Annotated in this window: 17 protein-coding genes, 1 tRNA gene and 4 riboswitches; of the genes, 4 read left to right on the top strand and 14 right to left on the bottom strand. The window is 63.8% G+C overall.

Annotated features, from left to right (window positions below):
• Positions 1–56 precede the first annotated feature (56 nt).
• Genes VMF11_06650 through VMF11_06625 form a run of 6 tightly spaced genes read right to left on the bottom strand, consistent with a single transcriptional unit; the run spans position 57 to position 7,510 of the window.
• Positions 57–2,183, bottom strand: coding sequence for a proton-conducting transporter membrane subunit (locus VMF11_06650; protein HTU69984.1), 2,127 nt, complete (start codon positions 2,181–2,183; stop codon positions 57–59).
• The gene (locus tag VMF11_06645) at positions 2,180–2,902 is read right to left on the bottom strand and encodes a hypothetical protein (protein HTU69983.1); all 723 of its coding nucleotides are present in this window, start codon (positions 2,900–2,902) and stop codon (positions 2,180–2,182) included. Before VMF11_06645 ends, VMF11_06650 begins: the two co-directional genes overlap by 4 nt.
• Positions 2,902–4,461, bottom strand: a complete 1,560-nt coding sequence (locus VMF11_06640; GenBank protein HTU69982.1) for an NADH-quinone oxidoreductase subunit C — start codon at positions 4,459–4,461, stop codon at positions 2,902–2,904. The genes VMF11_06645 and VMF11_06640 overlap by 1 nt, the downstream gene beginning before the upstream one ends.
• A gap of 3 nt (positions 4,462–4,464) precedes the next feature.
• A complete protein-coding gene (locus VMF11_06635; GenBank protein HTU69981.1) occupies positions 4,465–5,901 on the bottom strand; it encodes a proton-conducting transporter membrane subunit in 1,437 nt (478 codons plus the stop codon).
• Entirely contained in the window at positions 5,898–6,563 is a 666-nt protein-coding gene (locus VMF11_06630; GenBank protein ID HTU69980.1) for a hypothetical protein, read from the bottom strand. The genes VMF11_06635 and VMF11_06630 overlap by 4 nt, the downstream gene beginning before the upstream one ends.
• Positions 6,560–7,510 (bottom strand): NADH-quinone oxidoreductase subunit H, encoded by a 951-nt coding sequence (locus VMF11_06625; protein ID HTU69979.1) that lies wholly within the window; start codon positions 7,508–7,510, stop codon positions 6,560–6,562. The genes VMF11_06630 and VMF11_06625 overlap by 4 nt, the downstream gene beginning before the upstream one ends.
• 68 nt (positions 7,511–7,578) lie before the next feature.
• Positions 7,579–7,638, bottom strand: a riboswitch (Fluoride riboswitch).
• A gap of 186 nt (positions 7,639–7,824) precedes the next feature.
• Positions 7,825–7,889: riboswitch (Fluoride riboswitch) on the top strand.
• 28 nt (positions 7,890–7,917) lie between these two features.
• Between VMF11_06625 and VMF11_06620 the strand changes: the two genes are divergently transcribed.
• The 3 genes from VMF11_06620 to VMF11_06610 are packed head-to-tail and all read left to right on the top strand — an operon-like array spanning position 7,918 to position 10,836.
• The gene (locus VMF11_06620) at positions 7,918–8,490 is read left to right on the top strand and encodes a hypothetical protein (protein HTU69978.1); all 573 of its coding nucleotides are present in this window, start codon (positions 7,918–7,920) and stop codon (positions 8,488–8,490) included.
• A complete protein-coding gene (locus VMF11_06615; protein ID HTU69977.1) occupies positions 8,472–10,148 on the top strand; it encodes a dynamin family protein in 1,677 nt (558 codons plus the stop codon). The genes VMF11_06620 and VMF11_06615 overlap by 19 nt, the downstream gene beginning before the upstream one ends.
• Positions 10,149–10,164: 16 nt before the next feature.
• Complete coding sequence (locus tag VMF11_06610) at positions 10,165–10,836, top strand: hypothetical protein (protein HTU69976.1); 672 nt, start codon at positions 10,165–10,167, stop codon at positions 10,834–10,836.
• Here VMF11_06610 and VMF11_06605 read toward each other — a convergent pair.
• From VMF11_06605 to VMF11_06575, 7 genes are all read right to left on the bottom strand, one after another.
• The gene (locus VMF11_06605; protein HTU69975.1) at positions 10,776–12,305 is read right to left on the bottom strand and encodes a hypothetical protein; all 1,530 of its coding nucleotides are present in this window, start codon (positions 12,303–12,305) and stop codon (positions 10,776–10,778) included. The two genes, VMF11_06610 and VMF11_06605, sit on opposite strands and share 61 nt — an antisense overlap.
• Complete coding sequence (locus VMF11_06600; protein ID HTU69974.1) at positions 12,302–13,846, bottom strand: hypothetical protein; 1,545 nt, start codon at positions 13,844–13,846, stop codon at positions 12,302–12,304. The genes VMF11_06605 and VMF11_06600 overlap by 4 nt, the downstream gene beginning before the upstream one ends.
• Before the next feature lie 8 nt (positions 13,847–13,854).
• Entirely contained in the window at positions 13,855–14,193 is a 339-nt protein-coding gene (locus tag VMF11_06595) for a hypothetical protein (protein ID HTU69973.1), read from the bottom strand.
• Between the two features lie 22 nt (positions 14,194–14,215).
• A riboswitch (Fluoride riboswitch) is annotated at positions 14,216–14,281 on the bottom strand.
• Positions 14,282–14,286: 5 nt separating this feature from the next.
• Entirely contained in the window at positions 14,287–14,769 is a 483-nt protein-coding gene (locus VMF11_06590) for an NUDIX hydrolase (protein ID HTU69972.1), read from the bottom strand.
• Between the two features lie 27 nt (positions 14,770–14,796).
• Positions 14,797–14,861, bottom strand: a riboswitch (Fluoride riboswitch).
• 42 nt (positions 14,862–14,903) lie between these two features.
• Positions 14,904–15,251 carry a DUF190 domain-containing protein gene (locus VMF11_06585; GenBank protein HTU69971.1) on the bottom strand — a complete coding sequence of 116 codons (348 nt, stop codon included), beginning with the start codon at positions 15,249–15,251 and terminating at the stop codon, positions 14,904–14,906.
• 7 nt (positions 15,252–15,258) lie between these two features.
• Complete coding sequence (locus VMF11_06580; GenBank protein ID HTU69970.1) at positions 15,259–17,535, bottom strand: fimbria/pilus outer membrane usher protein; 2,277 nt, start codon at positions 17,533–17,535, stop codon at positions 15,259–15,261.
• Positions 17,532–17,945 carry a fimbria/pilus periplasmic chaperone gene (locus tag VMF11_06575; protein ID HTU69969.1) on the bottom strand — a complete coding sequence of 138 codons (414 nt, stop codon included), beginning with the start codon at positions 17,943–17,945 and terminating at the stop codon, positions 17,532–17,534. Before VMF11_06575 ends, VMF11_06580 begins: the two co-directional genes overlap by 4 nt.
• 24 nt (positions 17,946–17,969) lie before the next feature.
• On the opposite strand from VMF11_06575, the gene VMF11_06570 reads away from it, so the two are divergent.
• Positions 17,970–18,632 carry a carbonic anhydrase gene (locus VMF11_06570; GenBank protein ID HTU69968.1) on the top strand — a complete coding sequence of 221 codons (663 nt, stop codon included), beginning with the start codon at positions 17,970–17,972 and terminating at the stop codon, positions 18,630–18,632.
• Between the two features lie 6 nt (positions 18,633–18,638).
• Here the strand turns inward: VMF11_06570 and VMF11_06565 are convergent.
• Positions 18,639–18,726, bottom strand: a tRNA-Ser gene (locus VMF11_06565).
• Positions 18,727–18,773: the final 47 nt, after the last annotated feature.

Genomic DNA, 18,773 nt, shown 5'->3' with positions numbered 1-18,773 from the left:
GGCGCATCGTGCGTCGGCGTTCAGGCAGGGCGACCGATTTCCTTTTCAGAGCTTCCCTAGTTCATCACCGATACGACAGCGAGCGCGACCAAGAGTGTTCCGAGCGCGTATCCGACATAGGCCGAGAGTCTTCCGTGGTGCATTCGCGCCAGGAATGACGCGGCGGCGCGCACGGCTGAAGCGATCGGGGCACTGAGCAAACGATCGGCGAGGAACACATCCTCACGTTCGCGCAGGATCGCCGCCCGGAAATGTTCGTGAATCGTCTCGCGCCGGTTCTCAACCTCGGTCGGGTTAAAGATCGCATCGAAAATGACGCGGACCGGGTTCGAGAAGCCCGTCGCCGTGTACGTCATCTCCGCCGAGAGCGATTTCTGCCCGCCGGCCCACACGTTCGAACGCTCGGCGCGCCGCGCCCGCGTGATGAACCGAACCACGCCGTACGTGGCGAGCAACAAGACGATGATGATTACGCACAGATAGGTCGTCGACATCGCGAAGACGACCGGGTTCGTCTCGCCTCCGCGCAGCATCACGACGAGTCCTCTGCCCGGGAGCCACTGCCCGATCTGTGCGCCGAGCGCGTGGAAGGATGCAACGAAGTCCGGCGGGAGCGGGTTCGGCGGAGCGCCTGGTTTGAAGAACGGTGGAACGAGCGTGCCGGTGACGACGTCCGAACCGAACGCCGTCTTCGATGCACGGCCGATGAGCGGCAGTACGTACGTGGGCAACGTGCCGAGCAGCACGCACTCGAGCGCGAGCAGCCCCATCCCGAGGAGCATGCTGCGCGATGCTTCCGCCGGCTTCGGCCGCGGCGTACGCTGCAGCCCGAGAAACGACATGCCGAACGCCTTCACGAAGCACGTTACCGTGAGTGCCGCGGTGAGCGCCAGCGTCGCGCCGCAAAGTGCGAAAATGACACGGAACGTCAAGGGACCGAGCTGCACGCTGCGCAGCAGAGCCTGGAACGTCATCCACTCGCTCACGAAGCCGTTCAACGGCGGAATGGCCGATATCGCGAGCACACCGACGAAGAACAACGCGGTCGTGATCGGCAGCGCGCGGATAATACCGCCGAGCGCGTTCATCGACCGTGTTCCGAACTTCGTGTCGACCGTCGCCGCCCCTAAAAAGAGCAGCCCTTTGTACGCGGAGTGATTGGTCAGATGATACAGCCCGGCGGCGAAACCGATCCCGGCGAAGAGCGGCTGACGTTCGGCCGCGAACACGAAGGCTGCCCCGAACGCCGTCAGGACGATCCCGATGTTCTCGATCGAACTATACGCGAGCATTGCCTTGAGATCGTCCTCGATCGTCGCGTAGAGGATGCCGACCAAAGCAGACGCGGCACCGACGGCCATGACCACGAGACCCTGAGCCGGGATGCGCGAGGGCGCAAGCACCGTATCGACCAGCACGATTCCGTAGACGCCGACGTTGAGGATCACGCCGGAAAGCAGCGCGGACACGTTGCCGGGCGCAAGGGGATGCGCGCGGGGCAACCACGAGTTGATGGGCAAGAGCCCGGCCTTCACGCCGAATCCGAAGAATGCGAGCAGAAACACGGCCCACGACAAGGGGGCGCTCAGCGGAGGCGCGGCCGCCGCAAACGAGAGCGAATCCCCGCGTGCGAGCAGGACACCGAGAAGCGCGGCCATGGTGCCGGCTTCGCTCATGCCGAGCATCACGAACGCAGCGCGAGCGTTGCCGGCTCGGCGCCATTCGAATGCGACGAGCAACGCGCTCGCGATTGCAATGATCTCCCAGACGATGAAGAACGACGTCACGTCGGCGCAGACGAAGAGTCCGATGATCCCGGCGAGCAGGACGCAGTACCACACGGTGAAAGCGCGCAGCGAATATTCGCCGGCGTACCGTTCGAGATACCGGAGGGTGAAGAGCGAGGTCGGGACGTACACGAGCGAGGCCACGCAGGCGAACCACGACCCGAGCGCCGTCGTGCCGATCGTGATCGTGCCGACGACCGGCAACGACCACAGTGCGACATCGCCGCTCGGCCCGGCGGCAAGAGCGATCGCGCCGCCGATGAACGAGAGCGTTGCCGCCGTACAGCCGGTGACCGCAAGGACGCGCGATGCGTATCGTTCCGCCAGCGCAAGCGCGACGACGGCGCCGGCGGCGCACAGCGCAAGTGCCGCGACCGTCAAAACGAGCGATGTCATGGGCGCGAAACCCGCGGTGACTGGCCGCAGACGAAGCGAAGCGCGTCGATGATCGCGAGCGGCGGCGGCGGGCAGCCGGGAACGACCAGGTCGACGGGGATCACCTCGGCGATTCCTCCCGAGGACATCAGCGACGGGCCGAATACACCGCCGGTCGCGGCGCACACACCGACCGCCACCACCCGTTTGGGTTCCGGCATAGCCTCGTATGCTGCGCGCAGCGCATCGTGCATCTGACGCGTCGCCGGCCCGACGACCAGCAGCACGTCCGCCTGACGCGGCGTCGGCGTGATAAAGATACCGAACCGATGGAGGTTGTAGGAGGGGCCGTTCATCTGCGCGAGCTCGTTCAGACACGAACCGCAATCACCCGCGTCAACGACGCGTACATTCAGCGAGCGCGTAAAGGGGCCGGCCAGCGGTTCGCGCGCGTTCACATCCGGCGGATGCGCCCAAGTCACGTCGTGCCGCCACTGCGTTCCTCCCTCACCTTTGCAGCGCATGCAGAGAACGCAGCGGTCCTGGTTCACACGGGCGATCGCCGCGTCCGCTTCAATTGCGCCGGTCGGGCAACCCTGCGCCAGCGCCAGCGCGCGTTCTTGCGTGCTCTGCGTCGTTTTCGGCAAGCCGGATGCGAGCGCGGTCGCGACGTCGCCTCCGTCCGGAGGCCGTTCGGTGCGAACGCCCGCTAGGAGTCCGCGCAGAAACCAGTTCTTCATCAGCGGTCGTTCTCCGCGACGGAAAGATCGAGCGTGGCAAGCACGATCGGGAAGTCCTGGAACGCAAAGTCTTCGGTCGCGACGTGGAACCCGTGCCAATTCCTGAACGAAGGCGGCGTCAACCGGTATCGCGCGACGGTTCCGTCATCGTTCAGCTCGACCCACTGCACCGACGCGCCGCGCGGCGCTTCACTCCAGCCGACGGCATGGCAACCTCGCGCACCGACCTCCCCCAGCACCGCCCCTTCGGGAAAGTCTTCCGCCAGCGCCCGCATGATGCGGAGCGATTGCGTCATCTCCGCGAAGAGCACGCGTAATCGCGCGTAGCCGTCGCCGTCCTTTTCGGTCGGCACGTCGAATCGAATGCCGCCGTACGCACCGTAGGGCTGCACCCTTCGCATGTCCAAGGCCACGCCGCTTGCGCGCGCAAACGGTCCCACGATTTCGAACGCGTGCGCAGCCTGCTCCGAAACGATGCCGATCTGTTCGATCCGATCGAGGAAACTGCTCGAGGTCTCCAAGGCGGCTCGCAGCGACTCGACCCGGTGCTCGAGCGCCTCGGTCGCGGTAAGCGCGGAGCGCAGCATCGTGCGATCGTAGTCACGCGTGACGCCGCCGATCGCGAGCACCCCGAAGAGGTAGCGGTGTCCGGCGAGCGAGCCGCTGATACGCAGCAGCTGTTCCTCGATCCAGATCGCTTGGCTTTCGGCGACGGTCAGCGCGGTCGATGCGCATATCTCGCGGATCGACGTCATGTGGTGACGCAGCCGTTCCAGCTCGGCGAAGAACGCGCGCAGCGACGACGCACGCGCCGGCACGCGGACGCCGAGCGCCGCTTCCACGGCTTGGCAATAGGCGAGGGCGTTGCCGATCGCGGAGGTTCCGCTGCAGCGTTCGGCCAGCAGCAGCACGTCGTGCATGGTGCGCCCTTCGGCGATCTTCTCGATCGCGCGATACTTGAAGAACAACCGCGGAACCGCGCGCACGACGTCTTCGCCGACGGTCTCGAGAAGAAAGAGTGCCGACTCCGCTTCACCCGAGTAGACGGGACCAACCGTCATCACGAATGCTCCTTCTTCTTCGAGAACGCGTTTGGGATGCCACTCGCGACGGTGCACGGGCACGTCCTCGGCCGAGCGCACGTGCGGGCGCATGAGCCCGAGGTTTTCGGCCCACTGGTCGTCGTGCAGCACGAAGTCCCCGAGCCGGGGATGCTCGAGAAAGCGAATCGAGAACAGGTCCTCGATTTCTCGTTCGAACCAGTCCGATGCGATGACGACGTTCGTCAGACTCGGAAGCGCTCGCTCGACCGGGTCGACGGCCACGCGCAGCTCCGTCCAGCCGGGATAGTCGCTCGCGTACAGAACGTAGCGCACCTCCAATCCGCGTCCGCGCTCGCGTGCGACGATGGTCCCGATCCGCCAATGCTGCGCGTGGAGAAGCTTCACGATCGCACGCAGGTAGCGAGCGTCGGCGTCGACGCTAATCGTTCGATCGACGATGCGCCATTCGAGCGTCGGCCAGAGCGAGCGCATCAGTTCCGCGAATTCGGTCAGCATCGCCTACGTTCCCAGAACCTTCGCGGCGCTTTCGAGCGCTTGCGATAAACCGCTCGGAATCCACAGGCCCAGCACGAAGACGGGAATCGCCGCCACCGCGAGGGCCAGCGCGCACGTGACCGGCACCCGATGGCGAGCGGAGGTGACGGGTGGCCCGGCGAGCATCGACGTCACGTGCCACATGACGCCGAAAAACGCGACAACGATGAAGAGCACCAGCAATGACGCGACGGCGTATCCGTGCGCCTGCAGCGCCGCTCGCACGATCGCCAGTTCGCTCGGGAACACGGCCATCGGGGGAGCGCCGCCGATCGCCAGACCTCCGACGAGCAGTCCCGCACTCGCGACGCGGCTGATGCCGAGCAATCCGCGCACGTCGGCGATCTCACGCGAACCCGTCACGATGACCGCGATGCCGGCAGCGTAGAAACAAAACGACTTGGTCACGGCGTGTGCGAGCATCTGCCACAGTGTCGCCGTATCTCCGAACGGCGTGAGTATGCTGGCCGCCGTGAGCATGATTCCCATGTGTTCCACGGTCGAGAACGCGAACAAGCGCTTGTAATCGCGTGCCTGCACGATGAGGAGGGCAGCGACTCCGACCGAGATCAAACCGGCGAGGGCGAACCATGTGCCGACGTGCAGTGCCGGGTCCCCCGCGAACACGTTGCGAAGGCGCAGCAGCACGTACAGTACCGCGCTGGTTTCGATGCCCGAAAGCATCGCGCAAACCGGCGAGGGCGCCTGACTGTGCGCGTCGGGCAGCCAGGTGTGAAGCGGCACCAGCCCGATCTTCGCTCCGTATCCGACGAGCAACAGGACGAAGGCCGCACCGAGCAGCGCCTGCGGCATGTGGGGAGCCGCCGCCCTCAAACCGGCCCAGGTGAAGTCGGTGCTGCCCGTGGTGTGCAGAGCCCAGAAGAGGACGAGCACGCCGAGCACGGCAGTCGTCGCGCCGAGCAGCGTGAGAATCATGTACTTCCATGCCGCTTCCACCGCTTCGGGCGTGAGCGCGTAGCTCACGAGCAGCACCGAGAGCAGCGTCGTCAGCTCGACGAAGATCCAGACCAGGCCGAGTTCGCTCACCAGCGGAATGCAAAACATCGAGAACGCGAACAAATTGAAGTTCGCATGGTAGAGACGGACGCGGCGCGCCGTCGTTCCCTCGGCGTTCAGATAGCCCCACGAGTAGAGCGCGGCCGTCATATAGACGAATGCAATCAGCACGAGCAGGAATGCGCCGAGAGCGTCCGTTTCGACCCAGCCGCGCGCAGGCGCGAGCGTTGCCCCGAACCTGAGCGCCCAGAGCACCTGGGTGGACAGCGCGAACGCAACCACCGCCGCGCCGAGTGTAACCGCCGGCGCGGCGCGAGCGCTGCGTGGAATCGCGCACCAGAGAGCGGCGGCGAGCGCGATCACGGGAATCGCGAGCAGCGTCATTGCCGCTCCTTCAGCGAAGCGAGCCCACCGACTTGCGTCGTTCCCATGCTGCGGTACGCAATCCGCGCAAGCAGTGCGACGATGAAGGCGAGCAGCGGAACGTCGAATGCGATCGCGAGCTCGGCGATGAGCGGGAAGTCCGGCGCAATAGCGATGCCCGCCAGAAATGCGGCATTCTCCATCGCGAGAAGGCCCAAGAGCTGCGGCACGGCTTCGATGCGCACCGCCAGCAGCAGCAATCCCACCAGCAGAGCGGCGAAGCCCATCGAAATGTTTCCGGGCGAAAGATTGTCAGCGGCATGCACGAGATGCTGGGCAAACGCATACCCTGCGAACGTAAGACCAAGAGCGATGAGCAGCGTCGTCGGAACGTCGATCGCTTGTGAGAGTTCGCGCCGCCGGTCGATTTCGCCGGGCACCAGCCGGCGCAGCAGCCACGGGATGATGACGGCTTTCGACGCCACGGTTACGCAACCGAGTGCAAACAAATGCCACGAGAAGGGCGCCGCGCCGAGCAGAAACGCAGAAGCGGCGAGCAGCAATGACTGCACGATGAAGATCTGCATGCAGGCGCCGATCTGACGCGTCACCGTCATTGCGATCGTGCTGATGATGAAGAGCCCGAGCACCAGCGCGTTGAGTTCGAGCAGCAATGCCGTCATAGGTGCAGAATCTCGGTGATCATCGCCGTGACGGAGACCACGAATGCGGCAGCCAAGAATTCCGAAATACGGAAGAGCCGCAGCTTTGCGTAGGACGACTCCACCGCGACGATGACGGCGATCAGCGCGAGAATTTTGACCGCGACGAGGGCGATCGCGAGCGCGAGGCCCGCCGGCGATCCGTTCGTTGCGAGGCCCCATGGTGTGGTGAGGACGTTGAGAAACACGATCGAGAGCACCACGAACTTCATGTATCCGCCGTACTTGATCAGCGCCGCCGAGCGGCCCGAGAATTCGAGCGCCTTCGATTCGTCGACCATCGCAAGTTCGAAATGGCCGCTCGGATTGTCGACCGGGAGTCTTCCCGTCTCGGCGAGCAGCACCATGAAGAACGCGATGAGCAGCAGCACGTGTGAGGGAGCGAAGAAGTTCGCAATGGGGTGGACCCAATGTTGCTGCACGATGTACGGAATCGTCGAGTTCGCGACGAACGAGACCGTGAAGAGTACGATGATGATCACGGGCTCGGCGAGGAAGCCGACCATGCGCGTGCGCGATGCGCCCATGGCGCCGTACGGGTTGCCGCCGTCGATCGCCGCGAGCGTGAAGAACATTCCGGAAATCGCCAGGATGAAGCCCGCGCCCACCATGTCGCCGGCGAACGCGAAGAACAGCGGAAAATCGGTCAGGACCGGAATCAGCAGCGTAACGATGAGGGGAACGATAAAGACGAAGTAGGGGGCGCTCCGGAAGATCCAACTGCTGTCCTCGGAAATGCGTTCGTCCTTGCCGAACAATTTGCGCAGGTCACGGTAGGGCTGAAAGATGCTCGGCCCGCGCTTCGACTGCACGAGTTCCTTGCATCGCGCCAAGATGCCGGCAAAAAGCGGGGAGAGCAGCAGGACGAAGGCGATTTGGAGGAGGTTAAGGGCGATCGACTGCGTCATCCACCGCTACCTGCGTGCTCGAAGGCAACAACGGCTACCACAAAAAGCTCCCATACTCAAACGCAAAGCAGTGAGTAGGAGCCATCAGCCCGTCCGGGCGGTAAGCGAGCTCCATCGCTCCCGTGGTCTCTTTGGGCCCTCCTTCTCACGCGTCAGAACGCTCACCTTCCAAAGATTCTCCCGGGATCATCGTCGATCGCCGACGTTGCGTACGCGACCCGCAAATGCCGAAGGTTCGTCGAACTCGATGATAGTCCGACGCGCGGCCGGCACCGGTCTGGAAGAGAGGGCGTTCTGCTCGGATTCCAGAAAATATCGTTGACGGGGATGGAGCGCCCCCGCGAAACCGCCGGCTGCGGCTGATGGCTCCTGATCGGATGCGTCAAGTGATCAGGAGTTTTTTTCATATGTCCGACTCGGTGCGGTTCGAAGCCCTCTTCGCGGCGCTGCGCAGTGTCGAAGCGGAAGCCCGCGTGCGATTGGTCGCCGGATGCGCCGACGACGCCGCGAGAATGGAGCGGTTCCTCGCGCGGCCGCTCGGCGCCGCCCGGCGCGAAGCGCATGTCGCCAACCTTGGCCGCGAGACCTTCGAGCGCATCGCCATGCGCTGCGCACGAACGGCGTGCAGCAACGTCCAATTGCGCGCTCGCGCCCGCTTCAAAATCTACACGAGCGAGCTGGCAGAATCCGAGACCCGGATCGCGGACGCGATACGAGCGACGCATCTGGTGGCCGCGAAGCGCCTTCTGCCCAGAATGTTTACGATCGGGCGCTTCGATGTCGCGGGAATGCGAATTCCCGAACCGCCCGCGCATCGGTCCGAGGTCGACGATTGGATCGAGGAACTGCGAGGAGCCGTCCGCGACGAAATCGGCGCCGGCCTACAGGCCGCACTCGATCGCGTTCTGGCACACGGTCTGGATCGTTTGGGGATCGTCAAGACCCGCATCGGTCTGGCCCTGTGCGCACGGTCGTCGTGATGCCCGGTTGGAAACCGGAGCGCGCGACCGAACTCGACGAGCTTGCGCATCTGGCCATCGCATACGGCGACGATCTCTTGCGCGCGGACGTCGACTCGATCGTCGATCAGGCAACGAGGGAAACCGCAGCCGTCGCGGTGCTCGGCCAGTTCAAGCGCGGCAAGAGCACGTTACTGAACGCGCTCCTCGGGGAGAACGTCTTGCCGACGGGACGTTTGCCTCTGACCGGCGTAACGACCCGCGTCGTCTTCGGCGAACGCGGACTGACCGTTCACTTCTTCGATGGCCGCTCCGAACGGACGAAACTTGAAAACGTCGCGTCCTACGTCACCGAAGAATGCAATCCGCGCAATCATCTCGGCGTCGCGTACGTCGACGTGACGCTACCGTTGCCGCTGCTGCACGACATCACGTTCATCGACACGCCGGGAATCGGTTCGACGCTCACCCATAATACCCAGACCGCGCGCGAGGCGAGCGAGCGGGTCGATCTCGCCCTGTTCGTCACCGGTCCCGAGCCGCCGATCACGGGAGAGGAGCGCTTGTTTCTCCGCGAGCTCACGGAGCTGGCCGAGCGCGTGTTCGTGGTCGTCGCGAAGATCGACCTCGTGCGCGGCGCGGAGGCCGAGATCCTCGCGTTCACGCAGCGCACCGTCGATGAAGGGACGCCTGCGGGCCTCGCTCTCTTCGCGGTGAACGCGAGGGACTCCGACGAGCGGATCGTAGAGCTGCGCGAGACGATCGTGCGTACGCTCGCCGAGAGCGGCGGGATTCTCGCGCGGCGGTCCCGCACGCGGCGCGTGCAGCGCGCGGCTTCGCGCATCCGGCGCGCAATGCAACTCCGTTGCGCTGCGGCGATGCTTCCGGCTGCCGAGCGCGAGCGCGCCCGTGCGCTATTCTCCGAGTTGGCCACCGAGATCGAAGAGCGCGGAGCCGATCTCGTCCGCGCGATCGAACAATTTCCAAACGAAGAGCTGGTCTGCGTGGATGCGCTTCTCGGTACGCTTTTGCAGGGCGGCATCTCCACCGTTTCGGCCCAAATCGACCGATACGCGGAGGAAGGGCCGGGGCGCGGCGAACGTGCGCTTCACGCGTGCGTGGCGGAGTGCGAGGCGGAGTGGTCCGCGCAGGTGTCGTCGGCGCTCGAGCTGCGAGTCGAAAAACGGAAAGCATCCACGCTACGTGTGCTGACGGAATTGGAGAAGCGCTTTGCCGAAGCCGGCAGCAAGGCGCTAGGACTGGAGATACCCGAGGACGACGACGCGAGCCGCATCGAGTTCGGCGCACGAGAAGCGGCGACGCGGATGAGCGGTCCCGTTCCAACCACGGGATTGGAGCTCGTGACCGGCGGGATGCTCGCGGCGCTTCCGGGACCGCTGCGTTTTCACGCTCTGCGCAAACGATTTGCCGCACTTGCGAACCAACTTCTCGACCGTTCGAAGGGCCGGGTGCGTTCGGCAGCAGTACGCTATCTGCTCGAATGGCGCTTAGCCAACGCCGGGCTCGTGCGCGAACGCCTCAGCGCGGCGCGCCGTGTCGTCGAGGATGCCTTCGAGAGCGCGAGCGACGTGGGAGACGAATCGAAGCTGCACGCGCAGGTGGAGCGCATCCGGCACGACGAGCGGATCTTGGATGCGGTTCTTGCAGCATTCTCGTAACCGCTTTTCCGAAGCGTTGGACCTGCTGTCGGCGGACGAGCGAATCACCCGCGGCGTTCTCGAACGCAGCGTCGAGATGCCGTTCACGAGCCAGGACGTCGCAGCCGCTCTGCTCGGCAAAAATCTGTGGTACGAGCCCCTGATGACCTATCGCTTCTACTTGGAAACGATCCAAGAGCGGCCGCACCTTTGGACGTTTGCTTTCGGCCCCTCCGGCGATTGGAACAGCAACCTTTGGCGATCGCTTTCGCTGAACGCTCGGCTCGTGCGCACGCGTGCCGCCCCGTTGACGCTGGAACGGGACGTGGTCTTCGCTCCATCTACGACCGGGTTAGACCGACGGAGGGTGCACGGCGCGGTCGACGAGCTCTGCGCTGCCGGATTGTGCACCGGCGTTCGAGCGAATATCTTTCGGCTCAACCCGATCGTTTCATCGGAAGCGCTCGAGGTCGATCTCAGTCTGATCGAAATCATCGCCCATTGGTTGAGCATGCTCGCCCACGCCGATCGCGTAGCCCGAGACCGCACACCAAGCGGCTTCGAGGTGAACGGTTACAGCGAGGCCTGCCCGCGGTGCGAAGAACAGTGGGGCATCCGCCCGCGCACGCCGGAGTGGATACCACCGTTTCACCCGGGCTGCCGCTGCTTCGCGCAACCCCGCTTCTCGCCGGCGAACACGCGCCGGTAGACGTCCTCGCCGTAGCTCGTCGGCAACGGCTCGCCTTCGACCAGTCGAAACGTGCGTTTCCCTTCCTGACCGCGTTCCGCGCGTAGGAACCGCGTCTGCGCGGCGCGCTCCTCCCAAATTCGATGGGCGAACTCGTACAAGTGCGTCACGAAGCAGACGCGCATTCCGGAATCAACCAATGCTTCGGCGATTTGACGAGCGATCTCCGAGCCTTCCCGGTCGTTGGTCGCGGCGAACGACTCGTTGAACAACACGAGCGCGTTCGGTCTCAGGTGACCGGTGAGATCGCTCATACGACGAAGCTCCTCGTCGAATTTTCCGCTTTTCATCTCGACGTCTTCCTCGCGCTTGTAATGAGTGAACAGGCCGCTGCACAGGCTCGCACGCAACGATATCGCCGGCACGAACATGCCGCATTCCATCATCAGCTGCGAGGTTCCGACACTGCGCAGGAAGGTGGACTTCCCGCCCTGGTTGGCTCCGGTCACCAGGATCATCGCCTTGCCGTCGGCGTTGCAGTCGTTCCCAACGACGCGCTGCTGCGCCGAGAGCGACAGACACACGTCATACAATCCGGTGAAATCGTGAATCCCGGTGCCCGCGTCCGAAAGCAGTGGAAAGCACACGGGCTCGTTCTTGGCCGCGAGCGCCTCGTAGAGATTGACGCACGCCACGTAAAAGCCGGTCTCGTAGCGCAGCGTCGTGAAGAAGGCGAGGATGTGGTCGGCGGATTGGGCGAGTGCGTCGGCGACGAGATTGATGCCGCGGTCTCCGAGTTCCGAGAGCGCCCGCATTCCGCTTTCGTCGCGCGGGTGCAGCCGATACGTGTAGCCCGATTCCTTCGGCGCGAACAACCTCTCGAACCAGCGCGGCAGCCTCGGCTCGTAGTCGCGAAGCACGTAATCGTCGCCTTGGTTTCCCCGCCCGAGGCGCGCGCTCATCAGGATGCCGCCGCGAAATTCGACGCGGCGGAGGTGGTCCTCGGCCAACGCCAGATAGTCGTCGTCGAGCTCGCTTGCGAGCATCGTGAAGAAACGCTCGAAGCCATCGGACGTAAAGTCGTTCCGATGCCGCTCGGCGAGAGCGCGCAATCGCCGCAAGATGCCCAGGAACATCTGCAGCAACTCGGTGCCGCGGCGCAAGATCGAGCCCACGTTTCGCGTGCGCAATCCCCAGAAGTAGTGGCCCTCGTTTTTGATCGCTTCTTCCGCCAGCGCGTAGATTTCCCGAATGACGCCGGGATTCGCGAGACAATCACGCAGGACGTCCTGACGATAGACGATCGAGTCCACGCCGGGGAGCCCGCACAAAACGGATCGCTTCGCGACCTCCGGCAGAAAGCGATCGGCCGAGGCCATCACCGCGAACAACCGCTCGAGTCCCAGATCCTGGATAAGATCGCCGGCGTTCCACGGAAGCGCCTGCTGCATGTCGACGTCGCGGTCGCGGTACATCAGGAAGGTCTTCATGGCCGCTCGACGATCGTGAGGCGCCGGTGGAGGCGATCGTACGTGAGCCCGTATTTTTCGGCCAGCGAGACCGCGTACGCGAGACCGTCGGCCGGGCGCCGTGCCAGCTTGTACGTCCGCACGTCGGGGTTCTCCGGGTTGACGAGACTGACGATGCTCACGGTCTTCTCGCTCAGAGAAGCCAGCTCGTCGATAAACGTCACGCAGACGCCCAACGTATCGAGTTCGAGTATCTTGCTCATGATCCGCCGTGCCAGCGTGCTCGCGTCGTATGCGGTCGTCGACGCGAAGATTTCGTTGAGGATGATGATGCTGTTCGGCGTGGCCCGCTCCAGAATTTCATGGATACGGATGACGTCGTCTTCCAGCTTTCCCCGCAAGGCCGATGGGTCTTCCTCGCGCTCGAAGTGGGTGAAGATCGCATCGAAGAGAAACGTTGCGGCCCTCCTTCCCGCCACGCGACAACCCAACGCGGCGAGATAGTGTATCTGACCGAACGTCCGCGCAAACGTCGTCTTGCCTCCTTGGTTTGGACCGGAGACGACGAAAACGCGCTCCGGTCCGCTCAAGGAGAAGTCGTTCCTCACCACCCGAGCGTCTGAAGCGACGAGACGCTGGGCTAGCGCCAGATCGAAAACGTCCTCGGCGCGAACTTCTTTGCCGTTCGCGTCCACCAGCGGGTAGCACGTCGGCAGCCCGGCGCGTTCGAATGCCCGATGATAGTCCGTGCACGCGACGTAGAACTGGATTTCGCGCTCGAATCGAGCGATGGACTCGTCGATGAAGCTCTCGTACGTCTCACCGAAACGTTCGAGCTGCGAAAAGACGTCCGGGTGCAGCAGTGCGACGAAGTCGAGAACCTTCGCCTCGATGTGGTTCATCGACGTCCGCTGCGCAAACTTCAATAGGTAACTCTTTGTTGCACCCTGCCGAAAGCGTTCGAACGTCGCTTGAACGGACGTCACGAGGTCGCCTTCGTGATTGCCGTTGCGCACGGTCACGGTGCCGCTGCCGACCAGCACCTGATAATCGATTTGCGCGAGGTCCGTCAGCAGCGAGGCGGCGTCGCGCGAGAGCGCGCGAAAGCCGTCCGCTTCCAAGTACGCGAGGAGATGATCCCGCAGGGCGATCAGCCCGTCGGACTCGACGTCCGAATCGCCGAGTCCCTCGACGAGTCGCCGCGCCGCTTCGCAGTAGAGATCGGCGGCGTCCACCCTCCAGCGCGCGCGCTCGTATGTGTAGGACGATTTCTTCGCGAGGGCAAGCCACTGACGCACCGCATCCATCGTCGCGGCAAACTCCGCGATGAGGGCGTAGATCCTCGTTTTTTCGACGTCCCGCATCACCGCGTGACGGTAGCGGATCGCCTCGATGGTTTTTAGATGCGTGTAAAAAAACGGCTTGAGGCCGTACGCTTCTTTCGCGGATACGATGGCGTCGATGATTTGATCGAGATTCAGATCGGTGAAGAAAGACGGCGCTTCGGGAATACCGTCCGGCTCGTCCCGAGCGCTTGGGAAAAGAATGCTATGAAACCTCATCCATCCCGTCAGTCGCTCTGAGGCGCGGCGTTATCTTCGATCAAAATGGGCGCGGTATCGAACTCCTCGTCTTCGACCGTTTCGTAGCGACGGAGCCGGTTTTTGAGATCGCCGATTCTCGACTGCAGCGCACGCGCGCGCTTCATCGTCCACTCGAGCTGCGCGTATGCTCCCGCATTGCGCATGCGCTCGATTTTCAGATTGCGCATGCTCTCTTGAAGGGCGAAATGCTCGGACGAATAGTGTTGCTGGAGTTCGTAGAGCCGCTCGCTCCGCTCGGAGAGGCGTTGCTCGGCCGCGTGCAACCGCTGGGCAAGGGCTGCGTCCGTCGCGGCCGGATCGTTCACGTCTGACATCTCCTACTTTCTCTATGAAGTAGGAGCCATCAGCCGCGCGAACGCGGCGGTTTCGGCGGGCCCCATCGCCGGAATTCTCGTATGTCAGGGCTTCCGGCCGCGCGCCCCGGCCCCCTCGTAGCCGGCCGTTTCGGCGCGCGAAGCCTGGTCGATGTAGCGCCCTCGTTTGCTCTGCGCGAACAGCGCGGTGTGGGGCAAGTGACGCCGGAGGTCGGCATGGCCCAAGGGAAGCCACTCGACCACCTGCACACCGTCACCGGACACCGGCTCGCGCTGGGCCCGCGAGGCAATGCGCGCATAGAAGCATACCTCCAACGCCGACGACGAGTAGCGATCGCTTCGTTTTTCCGCGACGAACGCAATCTCGGTCGGAACGACCTCGTATCCGGTTTCTTCGAGCACCTCGCGGACGACCGCTCGCTCTAGGGTCTCACCTATCTGCGGCGCGCCGCCCGGGAGATTCACGACCGCGAGCGCCATGTGCGATTCGCGAACGACCAGCAGTTCGTCTCCCGGCCGAAGCACCGCGGCCGAAACGCGCACCCGGTATGGACCGGCATTGTTCATCGCCCTGCATCCTCATTCGATACGTGTCGTCGAATAGGAGCCATCAGCCGCTCCGCGGCAGTCAGAGGCGGTGCTCCATCGCCTTTTCGAGTGCTCCGTTCGCAGCGATGGATGCCGCTCCTGTTCCAGACATGCTAGGCGTGGGTCGATTTTGGTTTGGAGATTCGCAAGTACTGCGCCGCCTCGATCGTAAGCAGCCCCTCGCCCATCAGCGTCTCCAGCTCGCCGATGAGCGGCTCGAGCACCGGCCAGTCGTCTACCACCTCGATGAGGATCGGCAAATTCGGAAGCCATGAGAAGACTCGTGCCATGTGCACCTCGCCGTGGCCACCGAAGCCCTCGATACCGCGAAAAACCGTCGCACCGGAGACGCCGCGTTTGCGCAAGAACTCGACAATCGCAGTGTAGCTCGGCTGCAGGCCGTGCCGATCGGCCTCATCGACGAAGATGCGCAATAATGTGCCGTCTCGAAAATCGTCCATCGGTCGTCTAGATGCACCTCACGGTGCCCAGATTCGGGATGTCGTTGACGTTCCCCGGGATCACGAGGTCGATCGTGCACGGATGGCCGTCGGCGACGCCGGTGAAGTTCGTTCGCCCGGGCGCGATACCGGGCACGTAGACGCTGCCGCCGTACCCGACCGGATAGCGCTCGGTGCCCAGCACCAGATCGCTCGCCGCGGCAAGCGGAATGCCGCGTGCGTCGACCGCGGTGAAGGTCGCACCGCCCTTCGAGAGGATACGGGCGCGCAGGCGCACCGGCGCGGCTTTGCTTGGTGTGACGCCGATCGGGTCGGCGAGATTGTACCAGATCGGCACGTCGGCAGTGTCGACGATGACCTCGTTGAGTTTATACGGCGAGAGATTCCGCAGCAAAAGATTTCCGCGCGTGTTCGTGCGCCCGACGGGACTGCCGTTGACCTGGACGCGCACGTTCTGTGCGCCCGGAATTTGCAGCACGCCGAAGGATTCGTCGTTGTTCACCGTGGGAATCGCGAAGATACCGCCGCCGACGGTGGCAATCGCGCCTTGGAGTTCCTCCTCGTTGATGCTGTTCGAGCTGCCGTCGACCCCTTTCTGCTGCTGCCAATTGAAGTTGGCTACCGCCCACGGCAGCGAATCGCCGATTTCGAAGCGGCGATCTTGCGATGCGTTCGCTGAAAGCTTGAGCTTCATCGAGATCGGGTTGTCGTCGGTGGGATCCTGGCTCCACTCGACGCCGGCGCCCGTCTCCCCGCTCGCGGTGACGCTCGGGGTCAGCGTGAGGCGATGGTTCGCGTCCAGCCGCAGCCGCACGTTTGCGTTGGCGCTGGCTTGGCGCGTGATGAAATCGTAATACGGCGAAATGGTGAGGCTGAGGATGCCTTGGGTGTAGCTGATGTCCGTCGAGAGTGAGGACTGGTTGCTGCCGCCGATGTTGTCGCGCGAGCGTTGAAACTGGAAGCCGAGGCCCCATTGTTGACTGAGCGTGACGTTGAGCGAGCTGTTCTCCGAAATGAGCGACTGAGCGTTGTCGAAGTCGTCCCCGAGAGCGAGCGGCGTGCTCGAGTTGAAGCGATACGTGTCGCTGAAGGTGACGTTGCCCCCGATGCTGGTCTGGAAGCGGTACTCGCTCGAGTGGCGCAGGTCGCCGCCGCCGGCGCGAAAGCCGAACGTGGTGCTGGTGCCGAGCGAGAAATCAGCCCCACCGTCGGCAAAGTCCTCACCTTTGATCGATTCGCCGTAGAGTTCCCCGGCGATCGTGTTGGTGATGCCGTAGCGGTAGGTTCCGTCGGCAACCAGGCCGCGATAGTATTGGCCGCGCTGATTGACGTTTTCGTGCGCGACACCCGAATCGAACTGAAAATTCGACGTCCCGCGCGGGAGCGGGCTCGACGTGTATTGCGGGCTCGCCACTTGCACCGTTTTATTTCCGTTCCGATCGGTGAGCACCATGACGATCTGAGAGTTGGCCGCCGACGCCGGAAGGCCGTTGACCGTGAACGGACCTTGCGGCACGTCGCGCGTAAGCTCGAGAATATTATCGACGTACACTTCGAGCAGCGAGGGCGACGCGGCAAAACCCGAGACCATCGGCGGCCCGCTCGCCGAATACTCCGGGTCGCTGGTGTAGTCGGTCGCGTAGTGGAGTCCGCCGAAGGACGCGCCCGTGCCGAGCCAACCCGGCACGTTGGTGTTGTCGCCGAACGTGACGAGACTGTGACTGGCAGGATACAACCGGTACCAGCGCGTGACCGAGCGAACGAATTGCAACCCGTCGGCGCCGGTGCTGCTGATGTACTTCATTTGAAAGACGCCGGCGCCGTTCACCGCGAAGAAATCGTAACTCTGATTGTCCTGGCGCAAATCGTAGTTCAGGAACGCGCCGCTGCCGGGCGTAACCGGCGGTTTGCCGGGCCTGGGTTGGCCGCGAAACGCGGTGCGGGGGGCGACGATCTCGAGCTCATGGGTGGTGCGATCGTACGAGGTGGCCAGCTTCAAATCGGTTTGGAGCCCGAAGTACTGCTGTCCGCTGCGCTCGAAGGCCGGTTCCCGCGGACGCTTGAGGTTCCACGCGTCGAGCTCTTTAGATGAAACGTAGACGGTTTCGCTCTCGTCGGTGCTCATGTACACCGCCGCGCTGGGGTCGACTTCGACCCCGTCGATCGAGACGCGATAGCGTTCGAGCGTGTAGGCGGGATCGAACGCGTCGGTCGTTTCCTCGGCCGCGAGCACCGGACGCGCGATCAGAACGACCAGGGCGAATAGTGCCGCGACCGCTCTCACGGCTGCGGTGAACCGGCCGGAACGATAGGCGTTACGACGAGTGCGGCGGTGAACCGGCGAGCCGCCGGCGGCGGCGTCGCCGCGCCGGGCACGACTTGCGTTATCGAAACCGTGTAGCGTTCTTCGGCGGCCGGCAAGGCCGGCGTGCGCAGTGCGATGCGGATCAGGCGCGTCTCGTACGGCGTGATACGAAAAACGCCGGGAACGACGATGAAATCCGCGCCGCGCGGCGCGATGGTTACTTGGAAGACGACGGGTTGGGCGTAGAGACTAGAGAATTGGAATTCGGCGATCTTGGCCTGCGGACTGATGGTCGCACTCTCGGGTTTTAGGCCGAATGAAACCGGCGTTGCCGCGCCGAGCAGGAACGGCCCTAGCGCGAACCACGAACAAAACCAGGTCCGTCTCAAGAAAGTATCCAAGCGAGCCCATTTATGAAGTACGATCGTCGGACCTTTCTGCTCCAAGCGGGCGCCGGCCTGGCGCTTCAAGGCACTGCGCTCGCAGCAACGGGGGGTACATCATTGAGCGCCGATGACGCGCTGAAAGAGCTGATGGCGGGCAACGCGCGCTTCGTCGCCGACAAGGCGTCCTGTCCTCCGCTCACCGCCCGCCGGCTCGAACTGGCGGCCGGACAGAGCCCGTTTGCAATCGTGCTCGGCTGTTCGGACTCGCGGGTTCCGATCGAAACGATCTTCGATCAGATTCCCGGCAACATTTTCGTGATTCGCGTCGCGGGTAATTTCGTCGATCGCGGCGGCCTGGGATCGGTCGAGTACGCCATCGCCGCGCTGAAGGCGCCGCTGATCATGGTGCTGGGGCACAGCGACTGCGGTGCGGTCAAAGCCACGCTCGCGTTCGTCAAGGACGGAACCTCACAGCCCGGTGCGATTCAATACGTGGTGGAGAGCATCGCGCCCGCGGTCAAGAATCACGCCGCTTCGCTGCACGATGCGATCGCAGCCAACGTGCGCACCGGCGTGCACGACGTTCGCAAACGGTCCACGATCGTCGACGACGCGATCGCCGCCGGGCACGCGCGAATCATCGGCGGCGTCTACGAACTGCACAGCGGCAAGGTCGAGCTGCTGGCGTAGAAGCAAAGGAGAGGGTGGGATTCGAACCCACGGAACGCTCATCGCGTTCTGCGGTTTTCAAGACCGCTGCATTAAACCGCTCTGCCACCTCTCCATGTCCCCGCTAACGCCGATTTCTACCAGGGCTTTCGGGATTCGGGC

The sequence above is a fragment of the Candidatus Baltobacteraceae bacterium genome (assembly GCA_035502855.1).
Lineage (GTDB): Bacteria > Vulcanimicrobiota > Vulcanimicrobiia > Vulcanimicrobiales > Vulcanimicrobiaceae > Aquilonibacter.
This window is presented reverse-complemented; position numbering and strand designations above follow the sequence as displayed.

Excerpts from the sequence above, each read along its gene's own strand:
- VMF11_06650 (HTU69984.1), bottom strand. The coding sequence starts at position 2,183 with ATGACATCGCTCGTTTTGACGGTCGCGGCACTTGCGCTGTGCGCCGCC.
- VMF11_06645 (HTU69983.1), bottom strand. The coding sequence starts at position 2,902 with ATGAAGAACTGGTTTCTGCGCGGACTCCTAGCGGGCGTTCGCACCGAA.
- VMF11_06640 (HTU69982.1), bottom strand. The coding sequence starts at position 4,461 with ATGCTGACCGAATTCGCGGAACTGATGCGCTCGCTCTGGCCGACGCTC.
- VMF11_06635 (HTU69981.1), bottom strand. The coding sequence starts at position 5,901 with ATGACGCTGCTCGCGATTCCCGTGATCGCGCTCGCCGCCGCTCTCTGG.
- VMF11_06630 (HTU69980.1), bottom strand. The coding sequence starts at position 6,563 with ATGACGGCATTGCTGCTCGAACTCAACGCGCTGGTGCTCGGGCTCTTC.
- VMF11_06625 (HTU69979.1), bottom strand. The coding sequence starts at position 7,510 with ATGACGCAGTCGATCGCCCTTAACCTCCTCCAAATCGCCTTCGTCCTG.
- VMF11_06620 (HTU69978.1), top strand. The coding sequence starts at position 7,918 with ATGTCCGACTCGGTGCGGTTCGAAGCCCTCTTCGCGGCGCTGCGCAGT.
- VMF11_06605 (HTU69975.1), bottom strand. The coding sequence starts at position 12,305 with ATGAAGACCTTCCTGATGTACCGCGACCGCGACGTCGACATGCAGCAG.
- VMF11_06600 (HTU69974.1), bottom strand. The coding sequence starts at position 13,846 with ATGAGGTTTCATAGCATTCTTTTCCCAAGCGCTCGGGACGAGCCGGAC.
- VMF11_06590 (HTU69972.1), bottom strand. The coding sequence starts at position 14,769 with ATGAACAATGCCGGTCCATACCGGGTGCGCGTTTCGGCCGCGGTGCTT.
- VMF11_06585 (HTU69971.1), bottom strand. The coding sequence starts at position 15,251 with ATGGACGATTTTCGAGACGGCACATTATTGCGCATCTTCGTCGATGAG.
- VMF11_06570 (HTU69968.1), top strand. The coding sequence starts at position 17,970 with ATGAAGTACGATCGTCGGACCTTTCTGCTCCAAGCGGGCGCCGGCCTG.